The 18,465-nt window shown below is 55.7% G+C and carries 18 protein-coding genes and 1 riboswitch; of the genes, 4 read left to right on the top strand and 14 right to left on the bottom strand.

The window, feature by feature from the left end; all coding sequences use genetic code 11:
* Window positions 1–59 precede the first annotated feature (59 nt).
* Entirely contained in the window at window positions 60–188 is a 129-nt protein-coding gene (locus tag KI379_RS30695) for a YjcZ family sporulation protein (RefSeq protein WP_208629380.1), read from the top strand.
* A 109-nt stretch (window positions 189–297) separates the two neighbouring features.
* Here the strand turns inward: KI379_RS30695 and KI379_RS30690 are convergent, their stop codons facing one another.
* The 5 genes from KI379_RS30690 to KI379_RS30670 form a co-directional block, all read right to left on the bottom strand.
* On the bottom strand, window positions 298–1,524 hold the full coding sequence (locus KI379_RS30690; protein ID WP_212986053.1) for an ABC transporter permease: 1,227 nt from the start codon (window positions 1,522–1,524) through the stop codon (window positions 298–300).
* A 3-nt stretch (window positions 1,525–1,527) separates the two neighbouring features.
* Complete coding sequence (locus KI379_RS30685; protein WP_076174092.1) at window positions 1,528–2,274, bottom strand: ABC transporter ATP-binding protein; 747 nt, start codon at window positions 2,272–2,274, stop codon at window positions 1,528–1,530.
* A gap of 91 nt (window positions 2,275–2,365) precedes the next feature.
* Window positions 2,366–3,829 (bottom strand): DEAD/DEAH box helicase, encoded by a 1,464-nt coding sequence (locus tag KI379_RS30680; protein WP_212971273.1) that lies wholly within the window; start codon window positions 3,827–3,829, stop codon window positions 2,366–2,368.
* 163 nt (window positions 3,830–3,992) lie between these two features.
* Complete coding sequence (locus tag KI379_RS30675; RefSeq protein WP_212985913.1) at window positions 3,993–4,766, bottom strand: SDR family NAD(P)-dependent oxidoreductase; 774 nt, start codon at window positions 4,764–4,766, stop codon at window positions 3,993–3,995.
* A gap of 194 nt (window positions 4,767–4,960) precedes the next feature.
* Window positions 4,961–5,419 (bottom strand): chemotaxis protein CheX, encoded by a 459-nt coding sequence (locus KI379_RS30670; RefSeq protein WP_076174086.1) that lies wholly within the window; start codon window positions 5,417–5,419, stop codon window positions 4,961–4,963.
* A 384-nt stretch (window positions 5,420–5,803) separates the two neighbouring features.
* Here KI379_RS30670 and KI379_RS30665 point away from each other — a divergent pair, with 384 nt between their 5' ends.
* Together KI379_RS30665 and KI379_RS30660 are read left to right on the top strand one after the other, a co-directional pair.
* On the top strand, window positions 5,804–6,706 hold the full coding sequence (locus KI379_RS30665) for a LysR family transcriptional regulator (protein WP_076174084.1): 903 nt from the start codon (window positions 5,804–5,806) through the stop codon (window positions 6,704–6,706).
* Between the two features lie 51 nt (window positions 6,707–6,757).
* Entirely contained in the window at window positions 6,758–7,567 is an 810-nt protein-coding gene (locus KI379_RS30660) for a histidinol-phosphatase (RefSeq protein WP_089548451.1), read from the top strand.
* Window positions 7,568–7,718: 151 nt separating this feature from the next.
* On the opposite strand, the gene KI379_RS30655 is transcribed toward KI379_RS30660, so the two are convergent.
* The 6 genes from KI379_RS30655 to KI379_RS30630 all read right to left on the bottom strand — a co-directional run bounded on the left by KI379_RS30655 (window position 7,719) and on the right by KI379_RS30630 (window position 13,525).
* The gene (locus tag KI379_RS30655; RefSeq protein ID WP_212985912.1) at window positions 7,719–8,348 is read right to left on the bottom strand and encodes a GNAT family N-acetyltransferase; all 630 of its coding nucleotides are present in this window, start codon (window positions 8,346–8,348) and stop codon (window positions 7,719–7,721) included.
* A 60-nt stretch (window positions 8,349–8,408) separates the two neighbouring features.
* Window positions 8,409–9,323, bottom strand: coding sequence for a metallophosphoesterase (locus KI379_RS30650; protein ID WP_212985911.1), 915 nt, complete (start codon window positions 9,321–9,323; stop codon window positions 8,409–8,411).
* 183 nt (window positions 9,324–9,506) lie between these two features.
* Window positions 9,507–10,145 carry an ion channel gene (locus KI379_RS30645; protein WP_089548453.1) on the bottom strand — a complete coding sequence of 213 codons (639 nt, stop codon included), beginning with the start codon at window positions 10,143–10,145 and terminating at the stop codon, window positions 9,507–9,509.
* Window positions 10,146–10,314: 169 nt separating this feature from the next.
* Complete coding sequence (sdhB, locus tag KI379_RS30640) at window positions 10,315–11,079, bottom strand: succinate dehydrogenase iron-sulfur subunit (RefSeq protein WP_076174070.1); 765 nt, start codon at window positions 11,077–11,079, stop codon at window positions 10,315–10,317.
* A 16-nt stretch (window positions 11,080–11,095) separates the two neighbouring features.
* Complete coding sequence (sdhA, locus tag KI379_RS30635) at window positions 11,096–12,841, bottom strand: succinate dehydrogenase flavoprotein subunit (protein ID WP_076174068.1); 1,746 nt, start codon at window positions 12,839–12,841, stop codon at window positions 11,096–11,098.
* A gap of 15 nt (window positions 12,842–12,856) precedes the next feature.
* A complete protein-coding gene (locus KI379_RS30630) occupies window positions 12,857–13,525 on the bottom strand; it encodes a succinate dehydrogenase cytochrome b558 subunit (RefSeq protein WP_076174065.1) in 669 nt (222 codons plus the stop codon).
* A gap of 353 nt (window positions 13,526–13,878) precedes the next feature.
* Between KI379_RS30630 and KI379_RS30625 the strand changes: the two genes are divergently transcribed.
* Window positions 13,879–14,781, top strand: a complete 903-nt coding sequence (locus tag KI379_RS30625; protein WP_089548454.1) for a LysR family transcriptional regulator — start codon at window positions 13,879–13,881, stop codon at window positions 14,779–14,781.
* Between the two features lie 71 nt (window positions 14,782–14,852).
* On the opposite strand, the gene KI379_RS30620 is transcribed toward KI379_RS30625, so the two are convergent.
* From KI379_RS30620 to KI379_RS30610, 3 genes are all read right to left on the bottom strand, one after another.
* A complete protein-coding gene (locus tag KI379_RS30620; protein WP_212985910.1) occupies window positions 14,853–16,115 on the bottom strand; it encodes a cation:proton antiporter in 1,263 nt (420 codons plus the stop codon).
* A gap of 19 nt (window positions 16,116–16,134) precedes the next feature.
* Window positions 16,135–16,806, bottom strand: a complete 672-nt coding sequence (locus KI379_RS30615; protein WP_076174058.1) for a potassium channel family protein — start codon at window positions 16,804–16,806, stop codon at window positions 16,135–16,137.
* 86 nt (window positions 16,807–16,892) lie between these two features.
* Window positions 16,893–18,233: a TrkH family potassium uptake protein gene (locus tag KI379_RS30610; RefSeq protein ID WP_244879500.1), complete on the bottom strand. Its 1,341-nt coding sequence runs from the start codon at window positions 18,231–18,233 to the stop codon at window positions 16,893–16,895.
* A 67-nt stretch (window positions 18,234–18,300) separates the two neighbouring features.
* Window positions 18,301–18,445, bottom strand: a riboswitch (cyclic di-AMP (ydaO/yuaA leader).
* Window positions 18,446–18,465 lie beyond the last annotated feature (20 nt).

Raw genomic sequence — 18,465 nt, 5'->3', positions numbered from 1 at the left:
CCCCCTAGACATAGGATACGGTGTAACGAAAAACAAACCACTGTAAAGGGGAATGCACAATGAGCGAAGAAGTAAGAGGCGGATATGGATACGGATATGGACATTGCCACGGATTGTTTGGCAACACAGGCGCTATCCTGGTTCTCTTCATCCTCTTGGTTATCATCACTCGTTCTTTCTGGTTATAATCGAAAAAGTAAACAGGCAAATCGCATCCAAGCAGACTGCTGAGCTCTCGGCAGTTTGGACGGATGCACCAAAAGACCGGGAGCCTATTCCCGGTCTTTTTTCGCTTGTCTATTCATCGTCATCGTCATCATCATCACTCTTGCCCTTCCGGGACTGAAAATAACGGAACAGCACGCTGATCACGACCCCGCCAAGCAGCGTCAGCAGCATCGGTCCGATTCGGCCGCTCCCCGCACCCAGCATGGGCAGCCAGATCAATACAGCTACAACCAGCTGAATTTGAAAAGCCAGGTTAACGGCGTTCTGCTTGCGCGATGCTGGCGGCACCGGATAAATGTGCAGCCAGAAGGATTCCTGGTGGTAGCGCAGCAGCGAGGACAGCTGAACGCCGATCACGAATACGAAAAACAGGTAGATCCCGCTGCCGAGCAGCCCTTGCCGGGTCCACCAAACGAGGAGCGCTGCGAGGATGCCTGCCCGGATCACGATGCTGAATACATCACTGCGGACAAAGCTCTTCGTAATTAAATAGCGGTACGCTGCCTCCGGCTTCCAGGGAACCCGGTTCCCCGCCCAAGACATCCACCTGCGCGGATAGACGCGCTGCTGCCTGCCTGGAACGTTCACGAACCAGCCGAGGATCTGCATAACGCGTGCGCTGTGCGTTTTCTCCACGGCAATCAGCCGCTCCCAGGCCACCAAGTGCTTGGCCGGAATGCGCAGGGCGGCGATATAGGTCAGCGCCAGCAGCACGATAAACAGAAGGCTCCGCCACTCCGGCTGCCACAGCCAGGCGGCAACCGCAAGGATCAGCACGACGTAACGCAGCAGACGGTAACCTGCCGATGCCCGGCGGGAAACCATCCGCAGCTCCTTCCAGCAGCCGTAGGAAGCCAGAATCTTCAAGGCAAACAGGAGGAGCAGAAACGGCCAGAAGGACTTGGGATCCGCATCACTGCGTACATACAGCGGCCAGGACAGGATGAAGACCAGGGCAAGGCCGATAAGTTTATAAACGACGCCGCTGGTCCAGCCTGCCTTGAAATAATCGTTCATCCTGGACTCCTGCGGCAGCAGAAACACCGTGTCCGCCGGCTGCAAGTACGTCCGGAAGCTGCTGTTTACCGTCAGCGGCACGAACAGGATCAGCATAATCCAGCGAATCGGCAGCCCGGCTGGAATATGCTGAACGAGCGACGTGTACCACGCCGCAAAAGCAATCAGCATAAACAGCAGCAGCACGGCCACACCGCTTTGGATCACGTAGCCGAGATAAGGGGTGACTTCCCCCCAGAAGCGGCCGCGCCGCTCCATCCGAAGTTTTTTCAAGTCCATCATTCAATCCCTGCCCTGCACGAGAGTATAGAACAGCTCCTCCAGCGGCAGTCCCGGTCTGCCGGCCTGCGCGGCGATGTCCTCCAGCGTCCCCTGCGCAATCACGCGTCCCTGGTGGAGAACGATAAAGCGGTCACAGTAATTCTCGATCGTCGATAAAATATGGGAACTCAGCAGGATCGACGACCCGCCTTCTTTGAGCTCGACCATAAAATCAAGAAGGGAGCGGATGCCGAGCGGATCCAGGCCAAGGAACGGCTCGTCGATAATGTACAGGGAAGGCCGGGCCACGAACGCACACATGATCATGACCTTCTGCCGCATCCCCTTGGATAAGTGCGTGGACAAGCTGTCCATCTTGTCCTGCATCCGGAAGATGCGTGACAACCGGTCCGCCCGCTCTTCGTAGTCCTGGCGGTCAACGCCGTACGCTCTTGCGGTAAACTCCAAATGCTCCCTGACAGTCATCTCGTCATAGAGCAGCGGAGATTCCGGAACGAAGGCAAGCGCCCCGTGGTAGGTCCCGGCGTCTTCCTCCCGCTTCTTGCCCTTCACGCGGATGTCACCCTTTTGCGGATGCATTAATCCGAGAATATGCTTCATTGTCGTGCTTTTGCCGGCCCCGTTCAATCCGATCAGGCCGACCATCTCGCCGGACCCGACCTGAAACGAAATATCGTGCAGCACTGGGCGGTTCAGGCTGTAACCACCGATGAGGCCTTGAATATCCAGCACAGCCGTATCACTCATCAACTCTTCACCTCATTCAATTCCCGGGCGGAATAGCCAGGGGCGCGTCCGCACGGGAGAATCCATCCGTACTTGCCTCCCCGCTCGCCGATTAAGGCCGGGGAGGTTTATTTTTTAACCATTTCGGGGCGCCCTTGTTCTTGCGGATACGCTCCCGTTCGCTTTGGCTCTGGCGGGCCGCCGGTTTGCCGCCCTTGAAAGGCTCACCGCCCTGCCGGGTCGTATCCCGGCCGTCGCGGCGTCCGCCGCCTTCCCGCGTTTCGCCCGGGCTGGATGAGCCGCGGACGCTCCCCTTGGCCGGCTTCGAGTCTCCTTGCCGGCTGCCGCGCACTTCCGCCATGCCTGCCTGGCTCCCGGATGGCCGAACCTGGCGCTGATGGGGCTGGCCTGACGGCTCCCCCTTCCGGGCCGCAAACTGCTCCGGCGACAGCACTTTGCCAGCGTACAGCACGCGCGGCTCGAGAGAGATGCCGAGCTCTCCTGCAAACTTCCGCATAATAAAGGTCTGGCGGTCCGTCACAATCGAGATGACGCGCCCGCTGCGCCCCATCCGGCCCGTCCGTCCGGCACGGTGCACATAGTGCTCGGCGTCAGGCGCCGGGTCGAAGTTGATAACGAGCTCGAGCCCTTCGATATCGAGCCCGCGCGCCGCCACGTCGCTTGCCACGAGCACTTTGAACCTGCCGTGGCGGAAGCCGCCCAGCACCCGGCTGCGCGCCAGTTTGTCCGCGTCTCCGTACAATCCCTCCGCCGCGATGCCCAAATGAGTCAGCTTCGCCTCCACCTCGGCGATCGATTCGGTCTGATTGACGAAGACGATCGCCCGCTGCGGGTTGTACTGGCGGATAAGGCGCCGCAGCATGTCGACCCGGTCGCGTTCCTCGGCGACCACATACAAATGCTCCAGCCCCGGCGCGGTCGTCTGGTCCGGGTCGATGCCGATTTCGACCGGGCTGCGCATCTCCCGTTTGACCAGCGCCGCCGTGCTCTCGCTGACCGTGGCCGACAGGAATACCAGCTGCCGGTCACGCAGTGCGCTGCTCAATATCCGGTCGACGTCGCCGGCACCGCCGAGCTGAAATACCTGGTCGACCTCGTCCACCACGATGGTCGAGACGTGATGCATCTTCAGCTTGCGCATCTCGATCAGCTCGCGGACTCTGCCGGGAGTTCCGACCACAAGCTGGGGATGCAGCCGCAGCTTCTCCACCTGACGCTTGACCGCGGCCCCGCCGATCAGCCCAAGCACACCGATGCCGCGGGCTTCCCCGTATTTTTCGCCTTCGCGTACAATCTGCATCGCCAGTTCCTGGGTCGGCGCAAGAATAAGCTTCTGTGTCGCCTTCAGCTCCGGATCGATGGTCTGCAGTACGGGCAGAAGGTAGGCCAGCGTTTTGCCGGTTCCCGTCTGCGAGCGGGCGAGCACATCCGCTCCGCGCAGCACCGCAGGAATGGCCTGCGCTTGGACCGGCGAAGGCTCCGTTATGCCGTACTCGGCCAGCTTGTCTATCCATACTCGGTCAATACCTGTTGCTTCAAAAGAAGTCGGGTTCATGAAATCGTTCATCCTTTATGTTTTAAGTCATTCTTTATCATTATATGCCAAAAGTGCCATCCCACCAAATGCAAGTATAGGACTCACCGCAAAATTCTGCGGTCGTAAAAAATAAGCCGGCCCCTTATGGGAGCCAGCTTATTTATAGAGATCAGAAGGCGTATCACTTCCGGTTCATGATCCGGTAGGTCAGCCGGTCCGCCAGTCTGGGAAACATCTGGTACAGGCGCATGGCGACCGCCGCTTTCCCCGGCAGGTTCATTTCTTCCTTCCCGGTATGCATCACCTTGACGATTTTGCGGGCTACATGTTCCGGCGTCATCATCAGCCATTTCACGTTGCTGATATATCCACCCGACGGATCTGCAATGTCAAAAAACGGCGTATCGATCGGACCTGGATTGATCGTCGACACCCGAATGCCCGATTCCCGCAGCTCCTGCCGGAGAGCGTTGCTGAAGCCGAGAACGGCATGCTTCGTGGCCGTGTACGCCGTGGATTTGGCCGTTCCGATTTTCCCCGCCATCGACGCCACATTGATGATATGTCCCGCTTCGCGCTGGAGCATTGACGGCAGCACCGCCTTGGTGCACCGGACCGTGCCCATATAGTTGACGTCCATCATCTGTCCGAACTCTTGGGCAGGCATGTCCGTAATCGTCTCAAACTTGCCGTAGCCCGCATTGTTCAGCAAAATGTCAATATGGCCGTACTTATGTATAATGTCTTGCATCGTGGTGCTCACCTGGTCCTCCCGGGTCACATCCATGGCCCGCAATTCAAAGGATCCCGTCATGCCTTCAGCTGCTTCCTGCAAGCGCTGCTCCGACCTGGCGGTCAGCACCGTCACCGCGCCTTCCGCTGCGGCCAGCTTCGCCGTCAAGGCCCCGATCCCGCTCGACGCCCCGGTGATCACGACGACTTTGTCCTTTAACATGGCTTCTCGTCCTCCTATAGGAAAGCAAGCCGGAACACCCCGAATCAGCGCAGCAGCGCCGTCCAGAGTTTGTTCCCGCCCTTTCCCACTTCTGTAGGATAACGTCGCCCGCATGCTCACAGCGGACCAGCATCATGCCCAGGGATCAGCAAACGTAACGCTTGTGCTTCCTGCCGTTATTCCTTGCTGATATTTTAAGATATCATGACCTGAATATCCAGTTCGCCGATTCCGTCCATAAGCAGCGGAATGCTGAGCGCCTTTTGCGGAAGGAACGACTCGATGTGCTCGCTCTTCATCACTCTCGGAGGCGTAATGTCGACCGTGACCCCTTGGTTGGACAAAATCGTGCTGGCATTGCCGCTGATCATATTACCAAGTTCGGATATGGCGCTCTGGCCCATTTCGTCCATTTCCGTCAGAATGTAACCGCCCATCATCACGGACACCATCCGCAGCGCTACATGCTCTTGAATTCCGAACACGATGTTGCCGGTAAGCTGTCCTGTCATCCCGATTTGAATCCAGATGTGATCCTCGATGATCTCCATATTCTTCACCCCGAGGCTGCCTGTAGAAGGGGTAACCTGAATCACTTGTTCAATGACGGTCCGGGCGGACTCCAGAAAAGGATTAATGACTTCAGCCTTCATATGTAATTACTGCCCCTTTCACAACGGGTTGGGACATGTCCCAAAAGTCCCATTACCATTGGAATAATTATACTTTAAACCCTGGAATAAATCACGAAAAATTCATGAAACGTCTTCAATCCAGGGTATAAATACCCTTATATATCCACCGGCTTTCCTATTTAAGAAAGAAAACCGGGATGATTCCCTTTATCTATATCGGTACTTCCGGAGCAATTTTGAAGACCGTGGCGAATTTTGTAGATTGCTTTTTCCAAAAATAAAACGAATCACCGGCTGCCCCGCCCGCGTTGCCCTGACTTCCGGAATCCCATATAATGAAAGGATACACTTGTTCGAACTGATCTGCTTGACGGCAGGCATCAACGCCGAAGGAGGAAATGCATGAACATTAGCCAATTGGAGACCCTGATTACCATCTCAAAAACCATGAGCTTCCGCAAAGCCGGAGAGCTGCTCAACTTAACCCAGCCGGCTGTGTCTGCCCAGATCAAAAGTCTGGAGGACGAGTTCAAGACGGTGCTCGTGGACCGGAATCAGCCCGTCACGCTGACCGACCGCGGAGAAGTGTTTCTCAGCCATGCCGAACGGATTCTAGCGATTGTGGAAGAGCTGAAGGAGCGCCTGTACGACCTGGATCAAACACCGCAGGGACACATCGTGCTCGGAACCACCACTTCGATAGCCATACAAATTTTACCCAGAGTCCTTTCTTACTTCCAGAACCAGTTTCCACTCATTAAAACCTCCATCATGTCCATGGCTTCTTCCCAGATTTACACCAGCGTGGAGAACGGACAGATCGATGTGGGCCTGGGTTATCTGATCGAGCGCAACCCCAATTTGATGACGTCGGTTCTGTACTATGACACGTTTGAGCTGATCGTCTCCCCGCGCCATCCGCTTGCCCGGAAGACGGCCGTCACGATCGATGTCCTCCGGGAAACGCCCCTCATCCTGCTGTCACCCGATACGGTGGGCAGACGGTTTGCCGATGATATTTTAAAAAAGCACGGAATCGAGCCCAATGTCGTCATGGAATTGTCCAGCAGTGAAGAAATCAAGCGGATGGTCGAAATCGACCTCGGCGCGGCGATCATGTCCAAACAGTCGGTCGCGAGCGAGCTCCGCCTCGGCACACTGAAGATCATACCGCTGACCGAACTGGAAGTGAGCCATCCCGTCGGCGTCATTTACAAGTCTGGCAAATACCTGAACTCGGCCATGCAGCAGTTTCTGAGCGACCTGAAAGGCATGCCGGAAACGAACTTCATCAGCTCGGAGTAACCCCGCCGCATACCTTTGATTCCAACGATTATTGACAAGGAGGAGTACGATATGAAATTCGATCTGCATACCCATCACTTCCGCTGCGGGCACGCCGACGGCAATATCCGGGATTACGTGGAAGCGGCGCTGGAGGCCGGACTTCAAGTCATCGGCATTTCGGACCACACCCCCTATTTTGGCGAGAAAGAGGACCGAGCGTTTCCGCGCATCGCCATGGGCAAATCGGAGCTTCAGCATTATGTGCGGGAAGTGCTTGATTTGAAAAAGGAATACGAGGGGCGCATCGACGTGCTGCTCGGCATCGAATCCGACTTTTTTCCGGAGCATGCCGAAACATACAGGAAGTTTCTTGCCGATGTTCCGTTTGACTACATCATCGGCTCGGTACATAGCGTGGGCGGCGTCAGCATCTTTAACAAAAACCGCTGGAAGGGGCTGTCCGAACAGGAGCGCATCCGCGTCAAGGAGGAGTATTACCGGCTGATCCAGGACTCCGCCCGAAGCGGCATGTTCCAAATCCTTGGGCATATTGACGCGATGAAAGGCAACTTCCCGGCCTTCTCCGACATTCCCGCCGATGAGATCATTGACGAAACGCTGCAGACCATTGCCGAGTGCGGAATCGCGATCGAAATCAATACATCGGGCAAAACGAAGCTCAGCGGCGGCTGGTACCCGGCGGACGCCATCCTTGAGCGGGCGCTCCACTTCGGCGTGGACGTCACTTTCGGCTCGGACGCTCATGTTCCTGGAAGGGTTGGAGACGAGCGGGACGAAGTAGCCCGGCGCCTGAAGGACATCGGATTCCGGGAATGGGTGTATTTCAAGGGCAAAGACAAAAAGGCGGTTCCCCTCTGAGGGAGCCTCTTTTTTTGGGCAAAAAAAATGAACCCGCACGATCCGGGTCCCAGAACATCATTTATATTTTCAAAAAGGGGGTCATGTGAATAAGTTTACCCGGTCTCTGTTAGAGTCCCATAACAGCAATATTTCATTTATGTTACAAATCTTACCTGATTTCATATGATTGCAGATTGGGCGCATTCTCCTGGTTTGCCTGAACCTGCAGCCCCTTCCGGTATTCATCATAGGTACGGTCGGTATGAGCGTACACCATCATCTCGACCGGCGCGGCGAAAAACATGCGTCTATGCTGAAAAGTACGGCTGAGCTGCATCCCGTTTTTTTGCATGACCTTGGCCGACGCCGTGTTGACCGCATGGCATCTGCCTTCGATGTGCAGCAGTTTCAGCTCGGTGAAGGCATAGTGCAGCATCAAGCCGAGCGCTTCGGTGGCGATTCCCCTGCCCCAGTACGCTTTGGCCAGCATATAGCCGATCATGGCATCGCGCTTCTCCTCACGCCAATGCTGCATCGACACCACGCCGGCCAGCTCGCGCTCGCCATGAAGCCAAATGCCCATGTGCAGCGAGTCCCTGCGGCCGGTGCTCAGCAGCTCCGAGGCGATGCGCCGCGAGCGGGCAAAGCTGAAGAAGGAGCTCTGGGTCACGTATTTGATCACCTGGGGGTCTGCCAGGATATCCAGCAGCCTCGGCGCGTCCTGCGGTTCGATCGGTTTCATCATCAGACGGCTGCCCGTAAGCAGGGGCATCGGCGTTCGTGTGTCCTCATTCAGCACGCTCTTCTCCCCTTCCTTCGCTTGATTCCCTTAAATTGATTCGAATCGTTACCAGCTTGTCTAACGAGCGTCAGACTGCAGGGTGAAGACGGTAAGCTCAGGCTTGCATAACAAGCGGACGGGAAGGTGGGTCTCCCCGATCCCCCGGTTGACATACAGCGGCATTCGGCGTTCTCCCACTTCGTACATCCCCATGACGTACCGTTTGGATCCCGGAGGCGTCATCAGCGCACCGAGCAGGGGCAGACGCACCTGTCCGCCATGGCTGTGTCCGGACAGCTGCAGATCGAAAGGAAACAGGGCCGCGTTACCGGCGTAATCCGGCTCATGCATCAAGAGCAAGCTGAACATGTCGTCCGGAATGCCGGCTCTTGCCTTCTGCGGATCGGGAAATCCATGCAGCCAGTCATCCAAGCCGACCACCGCGATGGACTGTCCGCCGCGGTTCAGGAGCTGGCTGCTGTTCTGCAGAACCCGAAAGCCGGCCACCTGCAGCCTTTGACTCACATCCTTGCCGCTTCCTCCCCAAAAATCGTGATTGCCCAGCACCGCAAATTTACCAAGAGGGGCTTCGATCGAAGCGAGCAGCGGAATATACTCGTTCATCGCCTCCGCACTCGAATCAATGATATCGCCGGTAAAGCAGATCAGCTCGGGAGCTTCCCTGCGAATGGCCGCAATCAGAAGCTCGATGTGCTTCTTTCGGGTGTGAAACCCGAGGTGGGCATCGCTGAAATGGACGACTTTCAAGTTGTGAAAAGCCGCCGGCAGCCGCGGACATACCAGGGTCCGGTACACGGTATCCAGCTGCTGCGGCTCCCATAACCAGGCGTAAGCGCCTGCCAGCAATCCCGCTCCGGCCGCTAGGGCGACGCCGCGCTTCAAAAATTGCCTGCGGGTGAGCCGGCTGCCGGGCAGCTCCGGCTGGGCTGCCTCCTGCCGAATTCCCGTTCCCGGATGCGGCGTATGTTTCATGCAGGCGGCCTCCTGTATTGGAATAGAATAGGACTTTCCCCTATTATATCCTTCAGGCCGCCGCTCTTCCAGCAGTGCGGATCATTCCGCCGGAGGCGGTGCACTAGCCCGGGACAAACGCTGCTGTTCAAAGGGATACACTCAACGGTTATTGCGCAAAGTCCGGGCATGATGCCGGAAAGCTTACCCCTCCTCCTGACCTGCACCCTCCGGGCCCTCTTTAAAAATTTTACGGAACACGCTCAGCAGCGACAGCGCATAAGCAACCGTAATAAAACTGAAGGCGATCTCCATCACGACGACTCCTCTGGAGGTGTTATCGACAGGAGTGATATCCCCGTAGCCGACGGTAGCAAAGGTTGCAACGCTAAAATACAAGAAGGAAATCACCTGGCTCAGCAAATCGTTGCCGATATTTTTGCCGTCGAAGCTGTTATGGCCGAAGAGCTTGTAAATCGACGTGTAGATAACGGTAAAAAAGAGGATGCACGTTAACGTGGCCATGCTGATGCGCGTAATGACGGTTTTGAGCTGCACTTCTTTTTTCAGGGCCGACTCGGCAATCCGGTTGAAAATATACAGCACGTAGAAGATGACCGAGCTCAGGCAGAAGATCAGAATCAAGGCCCGCATCCCGCCTGTTCCCGGTACGACCCGGGAAAGGTCGATCCAGCCGATCAAGTCTTCCAGGGAGACCAGAACATAAATGAGAATTGGCCCAAGCAGGATCGCCTTGCTCGTCCATTTCTTCTCCAACCCGTAAAACACCGCAATCAGGACAATCAAACCGGTAATATTGAGCACCCACATCCACCAAGACATGAGCCATCCTCCTCCATTCTCCCTGCACATCTTCTGCCTGTAAAGTTTTAGAAGTCTTTATCGTTAGATTACCCCCGCCACAAGGGTTGGACGCATCCTGACATATACCAAAAATCCCCTCGCCGGCGAAAAGCTCTCCGCTGACAAGGGGATGATGGTTAACGTTGATTTATACACCCAGCCACTGCTTGAACATGTGTTTGGTGGTTTGCTTGTTCATTTCCGCGATCGACGTGGTCAACGGAATGCCTTTCGGACAGGAGCGCACGCAGTTCTGCGAGTTGCCGCAGCCTTCGATGCCGCCGTCCTGCATCAGCGCTTCCAGGCGTTCTTCCTTGTTCAATTCACCCGTTGGATGGGAGTTGAACAGGCGAACCTGGGAGATCGCCGCCGGACCGATAAAGTCGGTCTTGTCGTTTACGTTCGGGCAGGACTCCAGGCAGACGCCGCAGGTCATGCACTTGGACAGCTCATAAGCCCACTGACGCTTCTTCTCCGGCATCCGTGGTCCAGGGCCAAGATCGTACGTGCCGTCGATCGGAATCCAGGCTTTCACCCGCTTGAGCGCGGTGAACATCCGGCTGCGATCGATGACAAGGTCGCGCACGACCGGGAACGTCTTCATCGGTTGAATCCGGATCGGCTGTTCCAGCTTATCGATCAGCGCCGCACACGCTTGGCGCGGCTTGCCGTTGATCACCATCGAGCATGCGCCGCACACCTCTTCCAGACAGTTGGATTCCCAACATACCGGGGCGATCTTTTCGCCTTTGGCGTTGACCGGGTTGCGCTGAATTTCCATCAGCGCGCTGATCACGTTCATTCCCGGGCGGTACGGAAGCTCGAACTCCTCGGTATAAGCAGCAGCGTCCGGGCCGTCCTGACGGGTTATGATAAACTTCACTTTTTTGGAAGATGCAGTTGCTTCCGCCATGTCAAATCCCCCTTCTTTACTTGTCTTTGGAGTAGTCGCGGATCCGTGGAGGGATCAGCGATACATCCACTGCTTCATAAGAAATTTGCGGGCCATCCGGTGTCCACGCCGCTTTGGTCGTCTTGAGGAACTCCTCGTCGTTGCGGTCCGGGAATTCCGGCTTGTAGTGAGCCCCGCGGCTCTCGTTGCGGAGCAGTGCTCCCAGCGTCATCGCTTCGGCCAGCTCCAGCATGTTCCACAGCTGGCGGGTAAACGAAGCGCCCGGATTGTTCCAGCGCGACGTGTCGTTGACGTTGATGTTTTTGTAGCGCTGCTTCAGTTCCTTGATTTTGGCGATCGTTTCTTCCAGCTTTTTATTGTAACGGACCACGGTCATATTGGCGGTCATGATATCGCCGAGCTCCTTATGCAGCCCGTACGCATTTTCCGTGCCGTTCATTTTCAGGATGCCTTCGTATTTGTCCGTCTGCTGCTTCTTGTAGCGTTCGTATACGCTTGAAGGTACATCAGCTGAGGATTTTTTCATTCCCTTAATGTATTCCACGGCTTTCGGTCCGGCCACCATGCCGCCGAAGATCGCTGATACGAGCGAGTTGGCTCCAAGACGGTTGGCCCCATGGTATTGGTAATCGCATTCGCCGGCTGCGAACAGGCCTGGAATGTTCGTCATTTGGTTGTAATCGACCCACATGCCGCCCATGGAATAGTGAACCGCCGGGAAGATCTTCATCGGAAGCTTGCGCGGATCGTCGCCGACGAATTTTTCATAGATTTCGATAATGCCGCCAAGCTTGACGTCCAGCTCTTTCGGATCTTTATGGGACAGGTCGAGGTACACCATGTTCTCCCCGTTGACGCCAAGCCCCTGATTGACGCACACGTCGAAAATTTCTCGGGTCGCGATGTCACGCGGCACCAGGTTGCCGTAGGCCGGATACTTCTCTTCAAGGAAGTACCAAGGCTTGCCGTCTTTGTATGTCCAGATCCGTCCGCCTTCACCGCGGGCCGATTCGGACATGAGGCGCAGCTTGTCGTCGCCCGGAATCGCTGTCGGGTGAATCTGGATGAATTCACCGTTGGCGTAATGAACGCCCTGCTGGTACACGGCGCTGGCCGCGGTGCCGGTATTGATGACCGAGTTGGTCGTTTTACCGAAAATGATTCCCGGTCCGCCGCTGGCGAGAATAACCGCGTCAGCCTGGAATGTATGAATCTCCATCGTGCGCAAATCCTGCGCGCAGATGCCGCGGCAGATGCCTTCGTCGTCGATGACCGCCTGCAGGAATTCCCAGTGCTCATGCTTCGTGACGAGGCCTTCCGTTTCGTGGCGGCGCACCTGCTCGTCGAGCGCGTACAGCAGCTGCTGTCCGGTCGTTGCCCCGGCAAACGCCGTACGGTGATGCTTCGTTCCCCCGAAACGGCGGAAATCGAGCAGTCCTTCCGGCGTACGGTTGAACATAACGCCCATCCGGTCCATCAAGTGGATGATGCCAGGCGCCGCCTCGCACATCGCTTTGACTGGCGGCTGGTTGGCCAGGAAGTCCCCGCCGTACACGGTATCGTCGAAGTGAACCCATGGCGAGTCGCCCTCGCCCTTCGTATTGACGGCACCGTTGATGCCGCCCTGCGCGCACACGGAGTGCGATCTTTTGACCGGAACCAAAGAAAACAAGTGAACATGGACGCCTGCTTCCGCTGCCTTGATGGTGGCCATCAGACCTGCCAGACCGCCGCCCACGATAATAATATTAGATGTTGCCATGCCTGCTCACTCTCCTTAACTTAAAACTGACTTCACGGTATCAATCCATACCGAAGCTTCCTGGAATTCCGCTCTGCGGAAGGCGACCAGGGACAAAATAAACATCAATGCTACCAAGACGAACAGCGTCATGCACACATACGAGGATACCCGCTGTGCGCGCGGCCCGACCGTGATTCCCCATGCGACCAGGAACGACCAGAGTCCGTTCGCAAAGTGGAAGGACGCGGATACGACGCCGATCAGATAGAGGACGAAGAATACCGGCTGTGTCACGATATCATGCATTAGGGAACCTAGCCCTTCGTGAGTCACGTTGCCGAGAGTGATCTGGAACCGGGTTTCGAATACGTGCCAGATGATGTATACGAACGTAATGACGCCGGTAATCCGCTGCAATAGATAGCGCCAGTTGCGCTCATAATTGAAGCGTCCGGTGTTCGGTTTCGCCTGATACGCGATATACAGCCCGTATACGCCGTGATAGATCAGCGGAAGATAAATCAGCACCCACTCCAGGACGAAAATAAGCGGAAGGTCATTCAGCAATTTAACGCCGGCGTTGAATCGCTCAGGCCCTCCCTCAAATGCGCCAAAATTCGTCAGGGCATGCTCGATGAAAAACAAGGCGAGCGGAATGACCCCAAGAAGCGAATGAAGCTTTCTGGCATAGTAACCTTTCATAAATTGACGTGCCCCTTTCTTCATAGTACAACGTTTTCATAATTCATTATTCGACATCATTCTGCCACCCTTTTTCTAACCTGTGAACAACTTGTGGCACTTTTCATGTTACTCTTTTTTTTCTTATAATGGAATTGCAATATAATTATTAAACGTTATAATGTAAATGCATAAGACCTACGTTTAGCTTGTAGTTTTTCTTGCGATATAGGGAAGCTCATTCTCTGAAGCATATTCGTTCTTATATCTAAACAAAATCAATTGTCGATGTAACTTCACAGAAGAACAGACCGCACCTATAACCATCTTACCCCAAGCAGCCGCAGTCCAAAAGTTTCATGGAGATGAATGACATGTTTGAAGATCTGGATGTATTCGCCACGGTGGTGGAGCAGTCGAGCCTGAACAAGGCTTCGAAGCTGCTGAATTTGTCCCAGCCCGCCCTCTCGCGTAAAATTACCAAGCTGGAGGACGAGCTCGGCGTGCAGCTGTTCAACCGCCGCGGCAAGCGCCTTGAGCTGACGGCCTTCGGCCAGTCGGCCTATACCTTTGCTCTGGAGCAGCGGCAGCAGCAGCAGAAGTTCATGCAGATGATCGCCAAGTACAAAGGGGACGATCAAATTTCGGTGACGCTCGGAGCCAGCCTGACCACGCTTCAGACGACGCTACCGCCTTTGGTGAACGCGTTTATGGAGAAGCACCCTTCTGCTGAGCTGAAGCTGGTCACCGGGAAAACGCATGAAATCGTGTCGGCCGTCCGCGACAAGAAGCTGGACGCAGGCATCGTCGCCTCTTCAATCGAAGAGCCCGGCCTGCGCTGCACGCCGCTGTTCGACGACCACCTGGAGCTGGTGCTTCCCCGCAATCACAGGCTGTGCGGCCAGGATAATGTGAGCATGGACATGCTACACGGCCTGCCGATGATTATTTTCTCAACCGGAACGTGGTACCGGAAATTGACCGACGAATTGTTCCACCGGGCCGGCGTCGTGCCGGACATTCGGATGGAAATGGATTCATTTGAAGCGATCGTCCGGCTTCTGCCCGCCTGCAGGGCGGCGGCACTGCTGCCCAAGTCGTATTTGCGCAGTCAGCTGCTGGACGACAACGACCTGGCGATTCTTCATATTCCCGATCTGCAGGAAACGCGGCGCACCACCTCGCTTGTCTACTCCGAAAACGGGGGGCTGAGCGCCGGGGCACGCCGCTGGATCGAAGAAACGAAAAAGATTTTCGGCCGCACCCGGGATGAATGACGCGGTGCCGGCAAATGACGAGCCGTCAAGACGGGATTCCCCGCTCCTGACGGCTCGTATCATGTTACAGGCTATTTCTGCCCCATGGGCCTGGAAGCCGCCGGCTCCGCCTTGACCTCAAGGCCCAGCTTGCGGGCGACAAGTCCCGTGGTGCTGGCCTGCAGCAGAATCGTCAGCATGATCGCCATGAACGTCACGGCCGAGATAACATCAGCGTGGGCTACGCCCATGCCGGCGATCATGCCCGAAAGGGCGGCGGGAATGACCCCGGTCTCCCGGACCCACATCATGAACAGCAGCTCGCGCCAAGACCATTTGACCTTGCGGTCGGGCAGGGCGCAGAGCAGAATCGTGATGGGCCGGGCGATGACCATCAGCACCAGGACCGCCGCCAGGCTTGGCCAGAAGTAATCGCCAAGCACCCGGAAGTTGACCTGGCTGCCGAGCAGGATGAAAATCAGCATCCGCATCATGACGCTCGTATTGTCCGCAAACGATGCGGTCTCCTCCAGCTTATCGTCCATTGACAGCCCGAACGTATCCGCGTTCCCCCAGATCAGCCCGGCCACGAAGGTCGCCATAAATCCGCTGACATGAATCAGGTCCCCTATTAAATAAGAAGAAAGTGCGACGACAATCATCGTGATCGTCGTGTAATCCTTCAGGACGCCAAGCCGGAAATGGGCAACGAGATACGTAAGAATCATAGATACGACGGCGCCGACGAGAATGCCGCCGACGGCGGTTTTTACGAAATCCCAGGCCATCGTCCCGATATGTAAAGAACCGCTGCCCGTCACCGCGGCCAGCAGCGCAAAGGTCAGAATCGAGCCGGTCGCATCGTTGAAGGCAGACTCGCTCTCCACCGTCTCCCGGACCCTTTCCTTGATCTTTACCTGCTTGAACACAGGAATGATCGAAGCGGGGTCAGTCGAGGCAATGACGGCGGCGGCCAGGAAGGCTACGAGCCAGTCCAGCCCGAACAGGTAATGCACGGCAGCTCCGACGATCAAGGTCGTGACGATAACGCCGGGAACGCTCAGCATGGAAAGTGTGATCCATACCTTCCGCAGCCCGCTCAGCTTCAGGTTACGGCCGCCGTCAAACAGAATAAGCGCCGACCCAACGGTGAGGATCAGCTGGTTGATGAGGGAGCTGCTTGTTTCGTTGATCAGATGCAGCCCCTGCCCAAGCAGCATGCCGGCCACGATAAACACAGCAACGTCCGGAAGCCTGAGCCAGGAGGCCAGTCTTCCGGACAGCATGCCGACGGCAATGATAAACAGCAGCAGTATTAAAATGTGATGAATAATTTCGGTCGTCGGGGATTCCATGTCTGTCTCACTTCCGGATTTATGACTTGACGTTCACCGCTTCGCTCTCGAAGCGGTCGATATTGCTGTTGGAGCCAATGATGACCATGATGTCGCCCGCATGCAGCTGGTCCATCGCCGTCGGCGCGACGATGACTCCCTCGGTACGATGGAGCGCAACAATGCTGCATCCGTACCGGGCTCTCGTATTGACTTCGCTCAGCGTCTTCCCGTTCAGGCATTGCGGTACGGTCATCTCCACGATGCTGTAATCTTTGGACAGCTCAATGTAATCCAGCAAATTCGGCGTCACGAGCTGGTGCGCCACCCGGATGCCCATGTCCCGCTCCGGAAAGATGACCCGGTCCACGCCCAGCTTGGACAAGGCTTTGCCGTGCAGCATGGAGATGGCCTTCGCCACTACGGTCTGAACGCCGAGTTCTTTCAGCAGGATTGCGGCCAGGATGCTCATCTGGATATCGTCCCCTATCGCCACGATTCCGCAGTCAAAATTGCGGATTCCCAGCGATTTGAGAACCTCCTCATCGGTTGCATCCGCCACCACGGCGTGGGTCAGATGCTCGCTCATATCATTGACCACTTCTTCATTGATGTCTACCCCAAGCACCTCATAACCCAGATCCATAAGCTCCATGGCCAAGCTTGAGCCGAACCTCCCTAAACCGATCACGACAAACTGCTGTGTTTTCATTTCTTTCCAGATGCTCCTTATCCTTTAATGTTGGTTCTATATATGGTTCTTATAACAATATTGAAACTTTGAATCACCCAAATTCCTTACCCGATAATGATCTTACCTTCGGGATGGCGGTACAGCTCCTTGCCCTTCTTCGGACCAAGCGCGTAGGCGAAGGTCAGCGGCCCAAGACGGCCGGCAAACATCGTCAGGCAGATCAGGATTTTCCCGATCAAGGACAAATGCGGCGTCAGCCCGAGCGATAATCCTACGGTGCCGAAAGCCGAAGTCGTCTCGTACAGGATCATCAAAAAGCTGCTGTCTTCTGTCGTGGACAGAATCATCGATACGCCGACGACCAGAAACAAGGCCAGAAAGGTAATGGTCAACGCTTTGAAAATCCTCTCCTGCGCCAAACGGTACCGGTACAGGACGATATCGTCGCGGCCGCGGATCATCGCGATCACCGCACCGACGAGGATGGTGAACGTCGTGGTCTTGATCCCGCCCCCGGTAGAGCCCGGCGACGCGCCGATAAACATCAGAATAATCGTGAAAAATTGCGATGCCTGGCGCATATCTGCCAAGTTCAGCGTATTCGCCCCTGCCGTCCGCGGCGTGACCGACTGGAACAGGGAGGCGAGAATTTTGCCGCCCCAATTCAGCGAACCGAGCGTCTTGGGATTCGTGAATTCAAAGATAAAGATGACGACCGCTCCGACCACAATCAGGGCACCGGTCATGGACAGCACCACTTTGGTATGGAGCGACAGTTTCCGGTGTACCTGGTAATCCACCAGATCGGACATGACGATAAAGCCGATGCCGCCGGATACGATCAGAAACATCACGACAAAATTGACGAGCGGATCGTATACAAATCCCGTCAGGCTGTTAAAATGGCCGAACAGGTCAAATCCCGCATTATTGAACATGGACACGCCATGAAATATTCCAAAATAGATCGCTTTTCCAAGAGGCATATCGAACGACCACCGGATGGCGAGCAGCAACGCTCCGCAGCCTTCGATACTCAACGAAAAAAATATCACTTTCCGAATCAGGCGGACGATGCCTTCCATCGTGTTCTGATTCATCGCTTCCTGCAGCAGGAGCCGGTCCCGGAGCGAAATCCGGCGCTTGAACACCAGAGCGATCAGCGTGGCCATCGTCATAAAACCGAGCCCGCCGATCTGGATCAGCAGCATGATGACGACTTGACCGAACGTGCTGAAATACAGCCCCGTATCTTTGACAACCAAACCGGTCACGCAGGTCGCCGAGGTTGCCGTAAACAAGGCATCCATAAAATTCAGCGGCTTACCCGTCGTGTTCGAAATCGGCAAGGTGAGCAGTATGGCTCCGATCAAAATGATGGCCGCAAAACCGAGCGTTAATACTTGCGGAGGGGCCAGCCGGAACCACTTCCATTTCCCAATCAATACATTCACCTCTTTAAAAAAGTCAAAAGAAAAAAAGCATCGGAAATCCAATGCCTTTCGGTTTGGCTCCTGCATGCACGACGCCTACGAGGTTAGCTGACGGATTCGGGCATGCACAGGTTGCCCTATTCGCGGACTAAACCGTCCCAACGAAATTCACCCCAAAAAATTGGTTCCCCCGTTTTCACTTGGAAATTCGGCGTTCTTATTCATTTGCATCAAAATTATAATC

This window comes from Paenibacillus cineris, from assembly GCF_018333335.1.
GTDB classification, from domain to species: domain Bacteria; phylum Bacillota; class Bacilli; order Paenibacillales; family Paenibacillaceae; genus Paenibacillus_AQ; species Paenibacillus_AQ favisporus.
Note: the sequence above shows the minus strand (reverse complement) of the source record. Positions and strands in the feature narration are given on the sequence as shown.